Source organism: Bifidobacterium simiarum (genome assembly GCF_002802905.1).
Lineage (GTDB): Bacteria > Actinomycetota > Actinomycetes > Actinomycetales > Bifidobacteriaceae > Galliscardovia > Galliscardovia simiarum.
The window spans coordinates 127,878-145,911 of record NZ_PEBK01000001.1 but is presented as its reverse complement, the minus strand read 5'-3'; the positions used below and the strand labels follow the sequence as shown (position 1 = coordinate 145,911).

10 protein-coding genes and 1 riboswitch are annotated in these 18,034 nt (G+C 64.4%); of the genes, 2 read left to right on the top strand and 8 right to left on the bottom strand.

From position 1 onward, the window contains the following. Positions 1-19: 19 nt before the first annotated feature. A complete protein-coding gene (locus CSQ87_RS11070) occupies positions 20-508 on the bottom strand; it encodes a hypothetical protein (RefSeq protein ID WP_243388796.1) in 489 nt (162 codons plus the stop codon). Between the two features lie 259 nt (positions 509-767). Between CSQ87_RS11070 and CSQ87_RS11065 the strand changes: the two genes are divergently transcribed. Beyond that, positions 768-2,798, top strand: a complete 2,031-nt coding sequence (locus CSQ87_RS11065; RefSeq protein WP_341476077.1) for an InlB B-repeat-containing protein — start codon at positions 768-770, stop codon at positions 2,796-2,798. Positions 2,799-3,691: 893 nt separating this feature from the next. On the opposite strand, the gene CSQ87_RS00490 is transcribed toward CSQ87_RS11065, so the two are convergent. The 7 genes from CSQ87_RS00490 to ribD form a co-directional block, all read right to left on the bottom strand. Beyond that, positions 3,692-4,807: an Mrp/NBP35 family ATP-binding protein gene (locus tag CSQ87_RS00490; RefSeq protein ID WP_100511894.1), complete on the bottom strand. Its 1,116-nt coding sequence runs from the start codon at positions 4,805-4,807 to the stop codon at positions 3,692-3,694. 65 nt (positions 4,808-4,872) lie between these two features. After that, positions 4,873-7,608 carry an NAD-dependent DNA ligase LigA gene (ligA, locus tag CSQ87_RS00485; protein ID WP_100511893.1) on the bottom strand — a complete coding sequence of 912 codons (2,736 nt, stop codon included), beginning with the start codon at positions 7,606-7,608 and terminating at the stop codon, positions 4,873-4,875. Between the two features lie 77 nt (positions 7,609-7,685). Continuing rightward, on the bottom strand, positions 7,686-11,174 hold the full coding sequence (locus CSQ87_RS00480) for a tetratricopeptide repeat protein (protein ID WP_100512193.1): 3,489 nt from the start codon (positions 11,172-11,174) through the stop codon (positions 7,686-7,688). Positions 11,175-11,354: 180 nt separating this feature from the next. Continuing rightward, entirely contained in the window at positions 11,355-11,852 is a 498-nt protein-coding gene (gene ribH / locus CSQ87_RS00475) for a 6,7-dimethyl-8-ribityllumazine synthase (RefSeq protein ID WP_100511892.1), read from the bottom strand. Beyond that, on the bottom strand, positions 11,849-13,180 hold the full coding sequence (gene ribB, locus CSQ87_RS00470; protein WP_100511891.1) for a 3,4-dihydroxy-2-butanone-4-phosphate synthase: 1,332 nt from the start codon (positions 13,178-13,180) through the stop codon (positions 11,849-11,851). The genes ribH and ribB overlap by 4 nt, the downstream gene beginning before the upstream one ends. 88 nt (positions 13,181-13,268) lie before the next feature. Continuing rightward, positions 13,269-13,949 carry a riboflavin synthase gene (locus tag CSQ87_RS00465; RefSeq protein WP_100511890.1) on the bottom strand — a complete coding sequence of 227 codons (681 nt, stop codon included), beginning with the start codon at positions 13,947-13,949 and terminating at the stop codon, positions 13,269-13,271. Beyond that, positions 13,930-15,078, bottom strand: a complete 1,149-nt coding sequence (gene ribD, locus CSQ87_RS00460; RefSeq protein ID WP_100512192.1) for a bifunctional diaminohydroxyphosphoribosylaminopyrimidine deaminase/5-amino-6-(5-phosphoribosylamino)uracil reductase RibD — start codon at positions 15,076-15,078, stop codon at positions 13,930-13,932. Before ribD ends, CSQ87_RS00465 begins: the two co-directional genes overlap by 20 nt. Before the next feature lie 189 nt (positions 15,079-15,267). After that, positions 15,268-15,424: riboswitch (FMN riboswitch) on the bottom strand. A gap of 94 nt (positions 15,425-15,518) precedes the next feature. Between ribD and CSQ87_RS00455 the strand changes: the two genes are divergently transcribed. Beyond that, positions 15,519-18,023 (top strand): LTA synthase family protein, encoded by a 2,505-nt coding sequence (locus tag CSQ87_RS00455; RefSeq protein WP_133122307.1) that lies wholly within the window; start codon positions 15,519-15,521, stop codon positions 18,021-18,023. Positions 18,024-18,034 lie beyond the last annotated feature (11 nt).

Below are 18,034 nucleotides of genomic sequence, written 5' to 3'. Positions count from 1 at the left end.
GTCAACCAATGGGGGCCGGTTACGTAGTTGTGGTGGGTAAGATATGTCTAAAAGGGGTAAACACGAAGTCGTAACCATTCATTTCAAACCATTCACAATCACCGTCGGGGGGGGGTGACAGCATAGGGGGTGTTGTCTGATTGTTCGTACGGTAAAGCTCGTTTGAATCGACAGTGACGCTGCCGTTCGGCGAGAAGGCCAGGAAAGACGATCCGGCAGCATCCCATGACGGCATGGGCCTGCGGATTCGGCCCACACCATGGGATCGAAGAGAACACCGAAAGGAAGGTTCGACCATGAGTACAGGAACTCCTGCACATTCAAGCAGGCTATGGAAACTGGGCATCGGCGCGGTCGCGTCAGTGGCGATGCTGCTACCGATGGGGGCCGTGGCCAATGCCGCGGAGGAGGGTGCTGCGGCATCTTCCGCCGCCCCGACTTCATCTAACACGAAGACCACCGCTTCAGCATCTGCCTCAAAGATATCCGGCAACGCATCAGCAGCCACCGGTGACGTTCTCATCAACGCCACGAATTTCCCCGATAGCAATTTCCGGAAATACGTGTCCAAGAAGTTTGATGTAAATGGTAATGGAAAATTAAGCGCATCAGAGCGAAGCCAAGTAACGGAAATTTACGGCGGCTACAGCATCAACAATCAGGATGTTTCTTACACTTCCGCAAAAGGCATTGAGTTTTTCCCCAATTTAAGATCGCTTGATCTTAATGGGTATACCGGTAAATCTCTGGATGCATCTCACAACACCATGTTGGAGAGATTGTTCATAGATCCCACGGCAGATGCTTCGAGTCTGACCTCCTTGGCTCTTCCTCATACCGAGGAACTAACACAACTATATATAGGCGACAGCAGCCTGCAGTCAGTAGACGTGTCGCATAATCCGCAACTACAAGAACTGACTATTAGCTCAGATCATTTGTCTTCTTTGGATCTGTCGCATAATACCCAGCTGACGTTTTTGCGAATTGACAGTCTGAAGGCTCCAATGACTTCTTTGGATCTGTCACATAATACCCAACTAACTAAGGTACTGATTTATGGAACTCATCTAGCATCTTTAGACGTATCAAAAAACCGTAATTTGACATTGCTGGAGATCGCCGGCAGCGAAAACGAAAATGATTCATCGTTTTTGACTCCTATACGTTCTCTAGATGTATCGCATAACGTCAAATTGGATCGATTGAAAATCGGTTCAGACCGCATGTCTTCTCTGGATGTGTCGCACAATGTGAATCTGACTGATCTGGATGTTTCAGCAACTCCTCTAACGACATTGGATGTGTCACATAATACTCAGTTGGAGAAGTTGCATATTCAGGGAACTCGTCTGGCTTCTGTGGATGTAACACATAACAAGAAGCTAACGACTTTGTTGATCTCTGGAGTTGACATGGATGGTGTCAACCCCGGAGAAAGCATGCGGAACGACGGAGAAAATGCAGCCACCATACTTGCCGTAAAAGGATGGAATCAACCACTGAATGAGGGGAATTCTTATTCAGTCGAAGGCTCTTCGCTAGATCTGAAAAAATTGATTCCATGGTTTGATGTATCCAAAGTCTCCGACATCGAAGGAGGCAAGATTTCGCCTTCTGGAGTCATCTCCCCTATTGTGAGCGAATCCGATTATTCATACGCCTTGGTTTCTTATAAGTATGCGGGCATACTTAAGGCTTACGTTTACTTCAACATACCTGAACCCGTGTATCACACCGTAAGCTTCGATGCTAGGGGCGGTACTCCTTTCGAAGATCAATATGTCAAAGATGGTGACAAAGCTCCGCAGTTGGAGCCGTATCGATGGGGATACTCCTTCGCGGGCTGGTACTACGGCAACGCGAAGTGGGACTTCAACCGCGCAGTTACCAGCGATATTACGTTGGTCGCACATTGGACGAAGAACGCCGAGCCGGTGACCTACCGCACCGTGGCGTTCAACAGCAACGGTGGTTCGGCCGTGACCTCGCAGAAGGTCACGAACGGCGGCAAGGTCAAGCAGCCGGCCAACCCGACCCGCAGCGGCTACACGTTCGCGGGCTGGTACTACGGCAACGCGAAGTGGGACTTCAACCGCGGCGTCACCGCGAACATCACGCTGACGGCCCAGTGGACGAAGAACCCGACGCCGGTCGTGTACCGTACGGTGGCGTTCAACAGCAACGGTGGTTCGAAGGTGGCCTCCCAGAAGGTCGCCAACGGCGGCAAGGTCAAGCAGCCGGCCACCCCGACCCGCAGCGGCTACACGTTCGCGGGCTGGTACTACGGCAACGCGAAGTGGGACTTCAACCGCGGGGTGACGGCGAACATCACGCTGACCGCCCGGTGGACGAAGAACGCGCCGTCGAAGCCGGCCGTCAGGCAGGTGCCCGTGTACCGCGTGTACAACCGTCGGTCCGGTCTGCACCACTACACGACGAACAAGGCGGAGAAGAACATGCTCGTGCGCTTGGGCTGGCGTGACGAGAGCCGCAAGGCCGCCTCGTTCATCACCGTGTCGAAGGACACGCCCGGCGCCCGTCCGGTGTACCGCGAGTACAACCGCAGGACCGGCAACCACAACTGGACCCTCAACAAGGCGGAGCACGACATGCTCGTGCGCCTCGGCTGGAAAAACGAGGGCGTCGCCTGGTACGCGCCGTCGAGCGGCAAGAACGTGTACCGCCTGTACAACAGGAATTCCGGCGAGCACGTATACACGATGAGCTACGGCGAGTATGTCGCCGTGCAGCGTGCCGGCTGGCGCGGCGAAGGCGTGGCCTGGAAGTCGCTCTAGTTTATTGAGCTTCCCCTCGAGGGGAAGCTGACAGCCGTCAGGCTGACTGATGAGGTGGCGAGCGAGGCGTGACTTAATTTACTGCTTCGTCCATCGCCCTCATCAGTCGGCTTCGCCGACAGCTTCCCCCAAGGGGGAAGCCCGGAGTAATTGAACCGCCGTGTGATGGGATTCGGCCACCCCGGTCTCGCTTCGCTCGACAGCTCCCGACGTTTTATGCGACGTGCGCCCGGTAAAGGCGCACTGCCACGAATACTCCTACTGGACTGTTCGTTCGACAGGAGTATGAACTGAAACACGGCTTTATTCGTCACCTAATCCGACCGGCTTCGCCGGCCACCTTCCCAAGGGAAGACAAAATAGACCTTGCACCCGCAGGCGAACTGGGGGTGGCCGAGCAACGCACCGTCACCACCGACCTCCACCGCATCATGTGCATCTCACTTATGAGCGCATATGTCGTCTATACTCGACACTTCACCCTGTAAACACCAAAAATGTCGAGTATGGACGACACTTCCGAGACCTGAATCGGACCCGTGCAACGCCATGACGGGTGGAGGACCCTCGCCAGACACGCCAGGCATATTTGATCACTCGCTCCGTGACCGGGCGCGGGTACCACGTGACAGGGTTCATGATGTGTCACAGGGTGCGGGTGCACCCGGTGACACACGATAACAACCCTTGGAATTGCAACGGTTTTCGAACCGCGTGACAGGGTGCGGACGCACCCGGTGACGGTATCCGCACCATGTCACGCCATAATGAACGACCACCGTCATCAAAACACCTCATCCGACCGGTGATACTGCGTTCGACCACCCCCAGTCGGCTCAGCCGACAGCTCCCGCAGCGAGACTGGGGGTGGTCGAACGACGCACTGCCTGCGCTTAGGCCATGAGCTGCTGGGCGATGTCGCGGAACTGGGCGGCGAGGGGAGTGTCGGCCAGGGTGCCGTCGGGGTTCAGCACCACGGGGCGGCCGGCTTCGCCGTCGATGCGCACCTCGGGCTCCAGCGGCAGCGACCCGAGCAGCGGCACGTCGTGGCCCAGTGCCTCGGTGAGCTGTTCGGAGACGCGCGCTCCCCCGCCTTCGCCGAAGATGCGCAGCTTCTCGCCGTGGTGCTCGTAGTAGCTCATGTTCTCGATCACGCCGCGCACCTGCATCGGCACCTGCAGGGCCACGAGTCCGGCGCGCACCGCCACGTCGGAGGCACTGGGCTGCGGGGTGGTGACCACCACGAGCTCGGCGTTCGGCAGGGCCTGCGCCACGGAGATCGCCATGTCGCCGGTGCCGGGCGCCAGATCGAGCAGCAGCACGTCGGGCTCACCCCACCACACGTCGGAAAGGAACTGCTCGAGCGAGCGCTGCAGGCGCGGCCCACGCCACAGGATCGCCCGGTCGGCGCCGGCGAACATGCCGATGGAGATGAGCTTGACCCCCCATGCGGTGACGGGCATGAGCATGCCGTTCAAATTGGTGGGCTGGCTGTGCGTGCCGAACAGGGTGGGCAGGGAGAAGCCGTAGATGTCGGCGTCGATGGCCGCGGTGTCGTAGCCGAGCGCGGCGAACGTGGCGGCGAGGTTCGCGGTGACCGACGACTTGCCGACGCCGCCCTTGCCGGAGGCGATGGCGAAGATGCGGGTCTTGGAGCCGGCCTTGGTAAACGGGTTCTCCTTGCGCTGGGCCTTGAGATCGTTGACGAGGCCTGTGAGCTTCTCGCGGCTCATCGAGGCCACGTCGATGTGCGGCACGAGCGTGGCGGCCGGGTAGGAGGTGACGGCCTCGTTGATCTTGTCGATGATCGTCTGGGTGAGCGGGCATCCTTCGACGGTGAGCTCCACCTTGATCGTCACGTCGACCACGGACCGTCCGGAGTCGATGACGTCGCGCGGCACCGCCTCGATGCCGGTGATCATTCCCAGATCGGTGATGGACTTGCCCAGCTCCGGGTCGATGACCCGGCTGAGACGAGTACGGACGTTTCTTTCGATGACATCGGTCATTCCCACGCGATTCGTTGCAGACATAGCCTCCACCCTACCGTGAACCGGTTCGAACATTCCAGATGTTATTCCGCAGAGCTTGTGGAGGAATCGGCCTCCTCAGCACCCGCCGAATCAGCACCCGCCGAATCGGCAGGCTCACCCGGCTCCCCGGTGGCCAGCAGCCGCGCGAACTGCGCCTCGTCGAGCATGGGCACACCCAGCGCCTCGGCCTTCGCGGCCTTGGATCCGGCGTTCGCACCGACCACCACGTACGTGGTCTTCTTGCTCACCGATCCTGCGGCCTTGCCGCCGTGGTCGATGATGGCCTGCTTGGCGCCGTCGCGGCTGAAGCCCTCCAACGAGCCGGTGACCACCACGGTCATGCCCTCCAGTGTCTGCGGGTCGTCGTTCGTCTCCACATGCGAGCCGACTCCGGCGGCACGCCATGCGGCCAGCGTACGACCGCGCCAGTCCTCGGGGTCGCGGGCGGCCTCGAACCACCGCACCACGGATTCGGCGATCTCCGGTCCGATGCCGTCGATCTCGAGCAGATCGTCCACACCCGCCTGCTCGATCGCCTCCAAAGAGCCGAACTGGGAGGCGATCAGGCGCGCGGTGGGCGGACCGAGACGGCGGATGGAAAGCCCCACGAGTACCCGCCACAGATCCGCGGACCGGGCCTTGTCGATCTCGTCGAGCATCTTGCGGGTGTTCTCCCCCGGCCTCACGTACACCGGCTGCTCCACAACATCCCCGCCGCGCAGACGACGGGTCACATGGTCCACGATCACCGCGTCGGCGGGCACTTCGTACGCCGGATAGTCGGCGCGGATGTTCTCGGCCGGGGTCTTGCCAGTGATCTTCTTCGCGTCGGTGCGGGCCGTCCAGAACGCGGGCGTGCGATACCACAGGCCGGATCCGCCGACCCGCCTGCGCTTCTTTCGCGGCCTACCGGTCTTCGGGTTCACGTCCTCGCGCACTTCGATGATCGGGATCTCACGCCATACGTACACGTCGCGCAGCCGGTCGACGGCGAGGTCGAACAGTCCGGCCTCGCTGGTCAGCGTCGGCGTCTGCGGGTCGGGCAGGAGCAGTCCGGCCGGCGGCTCGTACGGCTGCGGCTCCTCCCCCGGTCCGACGATGATCTCATGCCGGGTCGGATCGTAGGTGTCCACAGAATCGGGGCGGTCGGCCTCGGGATTGGTCAGCGCGATGGCGCTCTGATCGCCCAGATGCTCGATGTCGAAGGCCTTGCGGGAGGCGAGGTTGATGATCCGCTCGGTCAGCTGGGCGGGGCAGCTTTCCACGTTGGGGCAGCGGATGTCCTTGTCGCCTTCCTTGGCGGGGGCCAGTTTCGCCCCGCAGCTCGGGCAGTGTTCGGGCATCACGAACTCGCGCAGCCGCTCCTCGCGGCCCTTGCGCCGTTCCAGCACGGGGCCGACGAGCTCGGGGATCACGTCGCCGGCCTTGCGCACCACCACGGTGTCGCCGATCAGCACCCCCTTGCGCTTGACCTCGGAGGAGTTGTGCAGCGTGGTGCGGGCCACGGTGGAGCCGGCCACGTACACGGGCTTCAGCACGGCCACGGGGGTCACGCGGCCGGTGCGGCCCACCTGCACGGTGATGTCGAGCAGTTCGGTGTTCACCTCTTCGGGCGGGTACTTGTAGGCGATGGCCCAGCGCGGGGCGCGCGACGTGGCGCCGAGCCGCCGCTGCAAGCCGAGGTCGTCGACCTTCACGACGATGCCGTCGAGCGCGTGCTCGATGTCCTGCCGGTGCTCGCCGTAGTAGTCGATCATGTCGATGATCTGGACGAACGAGGTGACCTCACGGTTGTGCGGGGAGACCGGCACCCCCCATTTGGCATACAGCGCGTACGCCTCGGACTGGTTGTGCACCGCGTCGTGGGTGCCGCGCGGATGGTCGGCGCCCCAGTCGAGCGTGCCGATGCCGTGCGCGTAGAACGTGAGCCGGCGCGTGGCGGTGATGCGCGGGTCCTTCTGCCTGAGCGACCCGGCGGCCGCGTTGCGCGGGTTGGCGAACGGGGTCTTGCCCTCGGCCTCGGCCCGCTCGTTGAGCGCATGGAAGTCGTCGAAGCGCATGAACACCTCGCCGCGTACCTCCACCATGTCGGGGATGTCGGCCGGATCGCCCTCGAGGTTCTGCGGGATGTTCGAGATCGTGCGCGCGTTGAGCGTGATGTCCTCGCCGGTCACGCCGTCGCCGCGGGTCAGGCCCTGTTCGAGCACGCCGTTGCGGTAGATCAGGTTCAGTGCCAGACCGTCGATCTTCACCTCGCAGGTCATGGGCAGCGGCTTGCCTTCGGGCCAGTCGAGGTCGCGGATCACCGAATCGTACCAGTCGCGCAGCTCTTCGATGCTGAACACGTCGTCGAGGCTCATCATGCGGCTGGGGTGGCGCACCGACGCGAAGTCGTTGGAGAATGTGCCGCCTACGCGGTGGGTGGGCGACTGCGGGGTGTCGAGCATGGGGAACGCCGCCTCCAGCCGTTCGAGGCAGCGCAGGCGGGCGTCGTAGGCGGCGTCGGAGGAGACGGGCGCGTCGTCGATGTAGTAGGCGATCTGATCGGATTCCACCCATGCGGCCACGCGGGTCCACAGGCGGGCGGCCGCTTCGGTGCTCATCGTGGTGACGTCGAGCGCGTCCAGCTTCATCGCGTCGGCGTCGGTGGCGGAAAGCGCGGCGATCCAGCCTTCCGACCCCGGCTCGAAGCGGGAGAGCGTGTCGTCGGCGCCGACCTGCCCGTCGCCGTCGAGATCCCAGGCGAGCTGTTCGGTGTCCGGTGACTGCGATGCCATATGTGGTCTCCCTTATGCCCTTGTTGCGTGATACCGCCTACATATACCGCCTACATTGTAGGGGTATCTCCGGGACGCTAGGCGTTGAGGGACCGCAGGAACTGGATCTGGATGGCGTCCAGCCCGTCGCCGTCGACCTTCATGCGGGCCGCGGCCATCGACAGCGTGCGCGCGGGCACGAACAGCGCGTTGTCCACGCAGACGCGGGCCGCGTCGCGCACGATGCCCGCCACCTCGGTGTTCGGCCATACGGGCAGGTCATGCTCCTCGAGCACGGCCTGCGCCTCCTCTACGGTCTGCGGCACCGCAATGCACTGCGAGCGGGCTCGGGCCATGAGTTCGGCCAGCTCGGACTCCACCTGCCCCATGCCGCCGGAGCTGATCTGGTCGCTCATGATGTATGCGGCGACGGCCACGGCGAACTCGTCGCGCATCCATGCCGAATACGCCAGACGGTAGTAGGCGAACGAGGCGTCGTCGCGGTCGAGCGCCACGCGCAGCGCGTTGAGGCAGGCCGCGCGGGCGGACTCCCAGTCGCCGGTGCGGGCCAGGGCGATGGCCATCTTCAGATGCGACAGCGGGTAGGCGGGCGCGTAGGCGACCATGGCGTTGAGGTGCGGCAGCGCGGCCTTCGCGCTGTCGATCTGGGCGAGCACGTCGGCCAGTTCCATATGCGCGTAGAACAGGTTGTCGGGGATCAGCACGGTATGTTCGTCCGGTGTGGCGAACAGGCGGTTGTACACCACGCGTTCGGCGTACGAGTTGAAGTACCGCGGCACGCCGTTCACGCCGGAGAACATGCGGTCCATTTCGGCCACCGCCGCCTCGGCCATCGAGATCGCCTTGGCCGGCTGGCCGGAGAACAGCATGTCACGGGCCTTGAGCCGCTGCTCGTCGAGTCGGTCGCCCATGGTGAACTTCGCGTCCGGTGTGTCCCGGCCGTCGATCAGCGCGCTGGTGACGTCGGAGGAGATCGAGTCGAGCTCCGGATCGGCGATGCGGTGGATGACGTCCATCGCACGCTCGGCCCGGACCGGCGACGGGTCGCGGTCGTTGGCGGCGAGCGCGTGGAAGTCGTTGACCGCCCGCTGGAGCACGTCGGCGCGTTGGATGGCCAGATCGAGGGCGTCTCGGGCGCCCAGCACGCGGGCCACGTCGTCGGGGAAGCGCTGTCCGCTCAGTTCCGGCTCCTCCTGCGAGCCGTGGGGCGAGTAGGCGTGGTCGCGGATGTCGAAGTCGGCGGTGATCGGCTTGAACCCGCCATTGCCGTCGACGTCCATCACCGCGTTGAACGCGCGGTACATGTGCTGGGGACGGTTCAGCCCGCAGACCCTGATCATCTCCAGGAACCGGTCGCGTTCGAAGGTGACGGTGACGAGATTGCGGACCGTGGGGTTGCGGCGCAGGGCGGCGAGCGGATCGTCGCCGTCCATGTCGGCAGCCATATCGCCGGTGCCGTCGCCGGACGGCACCGCACCATCCAGATCGGTACCGCCGAGATCATCACCGCCGAGACCGTCGGCGTCGGCGTCCGTCACGGCGGGGCCGGCGCCGGGATCGGCGAACATCATCTCATCGAGATCGACGCCCTTCATCAGCTCCCGGAAGGTCTCGTCCATGGAGTCCTGAGAATCCGAATCCCGGGAATCCGCATTCTGGGAATCGCCGGAATCATTGCCGTTCCTGGGGTCCGTGGATTCGGACTCGGCCCCGTCCGCGGCACCGGCGTCGATCGGACCTTCGACTGGCCCGGCGGTCAGTGCGGCCGGATTGCCGTGCACGTCGCCGTCCTTGGGATCGGCCTTGCCGCCGCCGGTGTTGAGGTCCCGGCCGGTGCGGATGCGTTCGAAGGCGCTCAGGGCCTCGCCCATCGCCGCGGAGATCGCGGAATCCTGCTCGTCCACAGCCTCCTCGAGGCCGATGGAATCGACATGCAGCGACACCTTGCGCACATGCTCGTCCACGCCGAAGGCGAGCGCGGCCATCATCAGGCCGACCCGCAGATTGTAGTCGGTGCTCATCGAGGCGCGTTCTGCGTCGGAGAGGTCCACCCACGTGCGCTGGTGCTCGTCGTAACGGGTGGAGGGCATCATCGACGTGCCGGCGGTGGTGAAGCCGATCGCCACGTTGCCGTCGGCCAGATTGGACCGGAATTCGGCGTCGAAGCGGTAGGGCAGCCGTAGCCGGCGCACCAGCGAGGAGAGGGTCTGGCGGTACACCCATTCCGAGCCGCCCGCATACGAACTGGTCTCGCCGTCGCCGGACTGCGCGGTTCCGGGCTGCGCGGTTCCGTCCCGCACGGGACCGTCCGCTGCCAGCGGATCGGGGTGTTCGGCGGCGATGCGCTGCGCGGCCTCGCCGGCCACCTTCACCATGGCCGCCAGTGCCGGGGTGCCGTCGTCATGCACCGGGTCGAAGCTCTTGCCGGGGGTCTCCTCGAGCTTCAGCGCGGTCAGAGCCGGGTTGAGCAGCAGGGCGCGGTCCAGCTGGGCGGCCTGCGCGTGGGTCACGTTGTCCTCGGTGGGGTTGGCGCCGATCCGGCCGTTGCGTTCGAGCCACAGGCTCACGTCGGCGAACCGGTTGAGATTGCCTTCGATGCGCAGCGCGGTCAGCGCGGGACGGAACTCCAGCGAGGAGTCCCATCCGAAGAAGTAGCCGCCGGAGAACGGCGAGGTGAACAGCTTGAGCGGTTCGGCGCCGTGCACGGCCTCCAGACCCTCGGCCTTGTCGAGAGCGCCGGCCTCGTTCATCAGGTCGGCGAAATGGTCCTCCAGTCCGGAGGCGCGCAGACCGTGGGCGCGGGCGCGCAGCGTGTCCTTCACACTGCGTCGGATCGCGCCGATCGGGGCCTCGCCGCGCAGACGGCGGAAGATGTTGCCCGAGCCAAAGCCGATGAGCACGCCGTTGAAGCGCGGCAGCAGATAGGTGGCGAAGAACGCGGAGGCGATCGCGTCACGGTATTCGAGTCCGGCCCTCAGCCCCACGGGCAGTTCGGGCCGCAACTGTTCGAGCGTGTAGCGGTTGTCGGACTTGAGCCAGGAGGCCAGCCACATCATCTCGTCGTTCTCGTCGCGGCCGACGATGCCGCCCTGCAGGGCGTGCTCGTAGCCGTCCTCGGCGCCGCCGTCGCGCCGGCCTTCGAGCCGGCTCTTCATCACGAGGATCTCCTCCTCCTTGGCGAAGAGGAACACCGGATCGGCGCCCTGCACGTCGGGGGCGATCTCCTCGCCGGCGAAGACGCGGCCCTTGTCGTCCACGAACGCGACCGGCGCGCAATGTCGGCGGTCCGGGAACACGCCGAGCGTGAATCCGCGGCCGCGGGTCTCGGGGAACTGCGCCCAGCCGACGGCCAGTCCTTCGGGCACGCCGGGCATGGCGTCGAGGATGTGCTTCTTGGTCAGCGGGCCGAGCGGACGGGCGTTGCGGGTCAGCGCCTCGATCACGGCCCGTTCGCCGTCGGCCGCGGAACGCATGGCGTCGCCGAACGCGCTGCCGGTGCCGGAGGGGTCTGCGGAGGCGGATGGTTTCGGTGCCGATCCGCCGAATCGGGCGGCCAGTCCGCTCACCAACCCCTGCAGACGATCGAAACGATGGGGACGCTGCTCGCCGTCATGGCGCTGGTTGGAGGGAGACTTCGACATAACGTTCATTGTCACAATCCACTCAGACAACCTCAGCGTTTCCTCGCCTATAGAGAACATGCCCGTAGAGAACACGAGGAAACGCCGTGGACGAGGGCCGGGACGTCACCGTCCGGCGCTGATGGATCGCAGTACGTTGATCATCTCGATCGCGCCGAGCGCGCAATCGAAGCCCTTGTTGCCGGCCTTGGTGCCGGCGCGTTCGATCGCCTGCTCGATGTTCTCGGTGGTGATCACACCGAACAGCACCGGTACGTCGGAGTTCAGGGAGACCTGCGCGATGCCCTTGGCGGTTTCGTTGCACACCAGATCGTAGTGGGAGGTGCTGCCGCGGATGATGGCGCCGAGGCAGATCACCGCGTCGTATCGGCCGGTGGCGGTCATGCGCTTGGCTGCGATCGGAATCTCGAACGAGCCGGGCACCCAGGCCACGTCGACGTCGTCATCGGACACGCCGTGCCGACGCAGGCCGTCCTGTGCGCCGGAAAGCAGCTTCGACGTGATGAATTCGTTGAAGCGTGCGACCACGATGCCCACGCGGATCGGGTGCTCTCGCCCTTCGGCCGTGCTTTCGGCGACGAGCTTTCCTTCGAATACGGTCATGACCGTTCCTCCTTTGCCGGAACGCCCAGCAGGTGTCCCATGCGTTGTTGTTTGGTTGACAGATATCGGGCGTCGAACTCGTTCGGCGCGATGACGATCGGCACGCGGCTGGCCACGGTGATGCCGGCCTGCCGCAGCTGGTCGATTTTGTCGGGGTTGTTGGTCATCAGGTCGATGGACCGTACGCCAAGGTCGCGTAGAATGGCCGCGGCCGTGCGGTATTCGCGCATGTCGGCGGGGAACCCGAGTCTGAGATTGGCGTCGAGGGTGTCGAAGCCCTGCTCCTGAAGCTCGTAGGTGCGCAGTTTGTTGAGCAATCCGATACCACGCCCCTCCTGACTGAGATACAGCAGCACGCCGCGGCCCTGCTCGGCGATCCGCCGCATGGCCTCGTGCAGCTGGGGGCCGCAGTCGCAGCGACACGACCCGAACACGTCTCCGGTGAGGCACTGGGAGTGCACGCGGCACAGCACGGGTCGCGGATCGGCGGGAGTCCCGTCGGCGTGAATCGTATTGCCGGCATCCGTGGCGGCGTCGGTGGCTGCATTCATCGCGGTCAGCAGATCGTCCCCCATCACCAGCGCCACATGCTCGCCGCCGTCTTCGGATTCATAGCCGACCATGGTGAATTGCCCGTATTCGCTGGGCAGCGACACCTGCGCCACGCGATGAACGACGCTGGGGAACTCGTGCGTACGGCGGTAGTCCTGCAACTGGGCGATGGTGATGTACGTCAGACCGTGTTCCTCGGCGAAGGCGCGCAGATCGTCGCGGCGCATCATGGTGCCGTCCCGCTTCATCATCTCGCAGCACAGGCCGCACGGCTCAAGACCGGCAAGTCGTGCCAGATCGACGGTGGCCTCGGTGTGCCCGTTGCGTTCGAGCACGCCGCCGTCGCGCGCCACCAACGGGAACATGTGGCCGGGGCGACGGAAATCCTCGGGCTTGGCCTCCGGGTCCACGCACGCCATGGCGGTGACGGAACGGTCGCGGGCGCTGATGCCGGTGGATGTGGCGATGTGGTCGATGGACACCGTGAACGCGGTGTGGTGGTTGTCGGTGTTCGTGGCGCACATCGGCGGCAGCTTCAGCCGTTCGGCCAGTTTCGCGCTCATCGGGGTGCAGATCAGGCCCCGTCCCTCGCTGGCCATGAACGCGATGTTCTTCGGAGTGGCGAAGCGTGCGGCGCAGATGAGGTCGCCCTCGTTCTCGCGGCTTTCGTCGTCGGCCACCACCACGATGCGCCCGGCGGCGATGTCCCGGATGGCCCGCTCCACGGACGCCGCGGATTCGGAGACGGAGATGGTATTCGAGTCGTTGATTGTCATGTCTGTCATGTCCTTATATCTGGTATGCCTTGCAATATCGATATGTTCCGGATGAGCCGGATGTTCCGGGAACCGGTCACTCGACGGGTCAGAAACCATGTTCGAGCAGAAAGTTCCGTGTCAGCGAACCGCCGGCGCCGGCGGCGGAATGGCCACCGTCCCCGACCGGATGCCCTCCGTCCATGCCCATCAGCCGGGCCACGTATCTGGCGATGGGGTCGATCTCAAGATTGACGCGGTCACCCACGCGGCGTTCGGGAAGCACGGTGTGCTCGGCGGTGTGGGGAATGATCGACACGCCGAACCCTTGATCGTCGGCGAACGTCACCGTCAGGCTGATCCCCTCGACGGCAATCGACCCCTTCTCCGCGATGAACCGCATGAGGTCGCGTGGGGCGCGGATCGTGTATTCGATGGCGATGCCGTCGCGCTTGATCGAGGCGATTTCGCCGGTGCCGTCAATATGGCCGGAGACGATATGCCCCGAGAATCGGCCGTCCGCGCTCATCGCCCGTTCCAGATCAACGTGACTGCCCCGATGCAGGGTGCCCAGACTCGATCGGCGCAGGGTCTCGTGCATCACGTCGGCGGTGAACTCGGAGCCGTCGACGCCGGTGACGGTTAGGCACACGCCATTGACCGCGATGCTCTCCCCGAGCACGGTGCGATCGGTGACCACCACGTCGGATGCGACTGTGAGACGAGCGAAGTCGCCCCCCTTCACCAGAGACATCACCGTACCGAGATCCTCAACGATTCCGGTGAACATATGCCACCTCTCCTTCGACCAGCACGTCATCGCCCAGACGGATCGTCTTCGGATCGACGACTCGGAAACAGTCGTCGGGCGTTTTCACTCCCTCGCCGCCGACCGGCGACGGCGCCGATACGCCGCCGAACAGTTTCGGTGCGATGTAGGCGTCGACCTTGTCGACCACCTGGGCGTGCAGTGCGGACCATGCCAGCGTGGCGCCGCCTTCGATCATCACGCTGTCGATGCCGCGGGCGCCGAGCGTCGTCATCAGTGCGGGCAGACTCGGATGGCCGGCGTCGTCCGGCTCCACCGTCAGCACTTCGCAACCGGCGTCACGGTAGTGGCGCACTTTGTCGGCAGCCTTGGCAGCGGCATCGGCGTCGTCCCGACCATCGGCCGGCAGCGTAACGATGATCGTAGGGGTTTCACGGGCCGTGGCCACCACCGTCGAATCCAACGGCGTGCGCAGTCGCCCGTCGCAGATGATGCGGACGGGATCGTGGCCGTCCTCGAGCCGGCAGGTGAGCCGCGGGTCGTCGGCGATCACCGTGCCTGCGCCGACCATGATGGCGGCGAACCGGTTGCGGTCCTCATGCACCCGGTGTCGCGCCTGCTCGCCGGTGATCCAGCGGGACGCTCCGGTTCTCGTCGCGATCCTACCGTCCAAGGTCATCGCGTATTTCAGCAGAACGAACGGCTTTTTGCCGACGATGTAGTGCAGGAAGATCTCGTTCATCGCATCGCATTCGTCACGCAGCACGTTTTCGGTCACCGCGATGCCGGCCTGTCTCAGCTGTCGGATGCCCTTGCCGGCGACCAGCGGATTCGGATCGGCGGAGCCGACGACTACCCTTGCGATTCCCGCGTCGATCAGCGCCTGCGTGCACGGCGGCTGCTTGCCCTGATGGCAGCATGGCTCCAATGTGACGTAGATGGTCGCCCCGCGTACCGAAATGCCTTGTCGCTTCGCGGATTCCAGTGCGTCTCGTTCGGCATGCCAGCCGCCGAAATGGTCATGATGACCGGTGGCGATGATCCGACCGTCGCGAACGATGACGGCCCCCACCAGCGGATTGGGGTTGACCTTGCCCAATCCTCGCTTCGCGTGGTCCAATGCCACGGACATGTATTCCCTATCGTCCACGGTTCCCCTTTCGACGCGATAGAGCATGTCCAGGGATTCGTGGCTGCGCGTCGCATACCGCACGCACCACGCGCCAAACGCACCGTGCTGCGCGCCCTGCCTCGTCATGGGCCCGATATGAAACAACCCCGAACTCCATAAGGAATTCAGGGTCCTGATCATAAGGCCACGACGGGTATGCTTACGCCGCCGCATGCTTCTTTCATCCAGACTGTAACTGTCGGTACCGGAGTCACACCGGTTCACGAGCGCTTGCGCTCCCACATTCTCGTCGACACTGATGTGCGTTCGAATGCTCGCGGACTATACCGCCGATCGGGAATTTCACCCTGCCCTGAAGATGCGTATTCGATTATCGACATTCATTGAACCGCATATCGGCGACAATCGGGACCCGGGGCGAGAATCCGTCATTCCTTCGGTTCTCCTACAATGAAACGGTGAGACTCCGTACATCGCCGGCAGACGGCGGGACCACCCGGAAACGCGTGATCCCGAACGTGCCGTACCCCTTCCTGTGGATCGCCGCGCTGATCATCGTGCTACTGGAGATCGGTCCGTTCAACCTGCCGTTCTGGTCGACCCTGCGGATGCCGCAATCCGCCTCCCAGACGCAGACCGCATCCCAGACGCAATCCGCTCCCCAGACGCAATCCGCTCCCCAATCACAGACCGCGGCCCGCACGACGACCCGGATCGGCAAGGGACTGGAGCATAACGGCGACGGCGTGCTGCTGATCGACGATCCGACGCAGGCCTATATCGAGATCGACGGGCTCGACGCCCCGGTCTCGACGGTCCGGTGGCTGCCCGGCGGGGCGAGCGAGAAGGATGCGCTGCTGCAGGGTGAGAAGCACCCGTTCCTCAATACGCTGCATCTGCGGCTCGACACCCGTACCGGGTCCGGCGCCGACGCGGTCTGGCACACCGGAACCGAACAGGCCATGCACCGGTGGACCGACGTCACCGCGTATCTGCGCAACCACACCGATGACGGCGGCGGCAAGGTGAGCGCGATCCGCCTGTGGGTGCAGGAAACCACGGGCGCCCAGTTCGCCTTCGACTCCGTGGCGATCAACGTTCCGGTGCCGTTCCGCATCGACTGGCTGCGGGTGGGGGTGATGGCGATCGTCGCCGTGATGCTGTTCGTGCTGCGGCCGCGATCCCGCCTGTACCGCGTGACGCTGAACACGGCGAGCCGGCGGCAGCGGATCATCTTCGCCGTGGCCTGCATCCCGCTGGCCGTCTACCTCGGCCATACGATCTGGAAGGCGATGTGGCAGGGGCCGCAGGTGTTCCATCAGCCGTACAACTACGTCTACGATTTCGACCAGTACGCGCGGGTGGCCGACTCCCTGCTGCACGGCCGGCCGTGGCTTGATCTGCCGGTGCCGAGGCAGCTGGCCGAGGCGGCCGATCCGTACGACGTGAACACCCGCAACCAGCTGCTCTCGCAGGGCGTGGGCGACATCTACTGGGATCATGTGTTCTTCAACGGCCACTGGTACTCGTACTTCGGCGTGGTGCCGGCGGTGCTGGTGTTCCTGCCGTATCAGCTCGTCACCTCGCTGTGGGTGCCCGGCGGCGCATGGCTGCCCGCCTCGGTGGCGGCGGCGCTGTTCTCCGTCGGCTTCGTGGTGTTCGGTTCGCTGCTGGTCATCCGCCTGTTCGCACGGAACTTCCCCCATACCAGCGTGGGCATGACCGTACTGGCCCTGATCGCGTTCCTCACCGGATCGGACATCTGGTTCCTGTGCCTGCGCGGCACGTTCTACGAGGTGCCGCTCACCGCGGCGCTGATGATGGCGACGCTGGGCCTGTGGCTGTGGCTGGGCGCGCGCCGCACCTGGGACGAGACCCGCGGACGCTGGCGCATGTGGACCGCCGACGACGTGTGGCTGGACGGGGAGGACGGACGGCAGGATCCGGCCGCGGCCCCGCATCCCACGCGGATACGGCTCTCGCTGCCGCATATCGCCTTCGGATCGCTGTGCGTGGCGGCCACGCTGGGATGCCGCGCCACGTTCATCGCGGTGGCGCTGCTGTTCCTGCCGATCTTCGCCGACGAGATCCGATCCGGACTGGTGCTGGGATTCATCAGGCCCCTGCTGCCCCACCGCTGGCGAAGCCGGATGTTCGAGGCGGAGGACTGCCGGTCGGGTTCGGCGGGTGGCGGGTCGGGCGCGAAAACCGACGGTCCGACCGCGGCTCCGATTCGGCCGCTGGCCAGCTGGAAACGCGATCTGGCCGCCCTGCTGCCGGCCTTCGCGGTGTTCGCCGCCCTGCTGTCCTACAACTTCTGGCGGTTCGGCTCGTTCCTCGATTTCGGCAACGACAAGCAACTGACCGTCACCGATCTCAACCAGTACCGCGAGCCGCTGGACGTGCTGGGGCAGATCGTGAGCTACTACCTGTTCATCCCGCCCCGACTGATCGACCGGTTCCCGTGGCTGGCCGTGCCGAGCACTCCATTGAACTCGTGGCAGTATCACGAGCGTCTGCTGTGCGGATTCCTGTGGTTCGCACCGATCTGCCTGCTACTGATCGCCCTGCCGTGGATGCGCCGGACGCTCGGACGCCACCGCATGTGGGGCATGGCCTGCACGCTGCTGGGGCTGGGCGTGCTGGAGCTGGTTTTCGTCAGCTACAAAGGCGGCATGGACTGGCGCTACGTCGGCGATTTCGCGTGGCTGTTCGTGTTCGCCACGATCCTGATCATGCCCTCGCTGGGCGAATGGGCCGCCACGAGACGGTTCATGCCCGCCACGCACGGCGTCCCGACCGTCCTTGGCACCCGCGGTGCGATGACGATGCTGATCGTGCTGACGCTGCTCACGTTGGCTATGACGGTGGCGTGCACGTTCATGACCGGCAAGATCGCCCCGTTGCGCGCGTCCGACCCGACGGCGTACTACACGGTCGAATCATGGTTCTCGTGGCTGTAGTGAGCGGCGCG

Coding starts and splice junctions, on each gene's coding strand:
- CSQ87_RS11065 (WP_341476077.1), top strand. CDS start 768: ATGTTGGAGAGATTGTTCATAGATCCCACGGCAGATGCTTCGAGTCTG.
- CSQ87_RS00490 (WP_100511894.1), bottom strand. CDS start 4,807: ATGACCGATGTCATCGAAAGAAACGTCCGTACTCGTCTCAGCCGGGTC.
- ligA (WP_100511893.1), bottom strand. CDS start 7,608: ATGGCATCGCAGTCACCGGACACCGAACAGCTCGCCTGGGATCTCGAC.
- ribH (WP_100511892.1), bottom strand. CDS start 11,852: ATGACCGTATTCGAAGGAAAGCTCGTCGCCGAAAGCACGGCCGAAGGG.
- ribB (WP_100511891.1), bottom strand. CDS start 13,180: ATGACAATCAACGACTCGAATACCATCTCCGTCTCCGAATCCGCGGCG.
- CSQ87_RS00465 (WP_100511890.1), bottom strand. CDS start 13,949: ATGTTCACCGGAATCGTTGAGGATCTCGGTACGGTGATGTCTCTGGTG.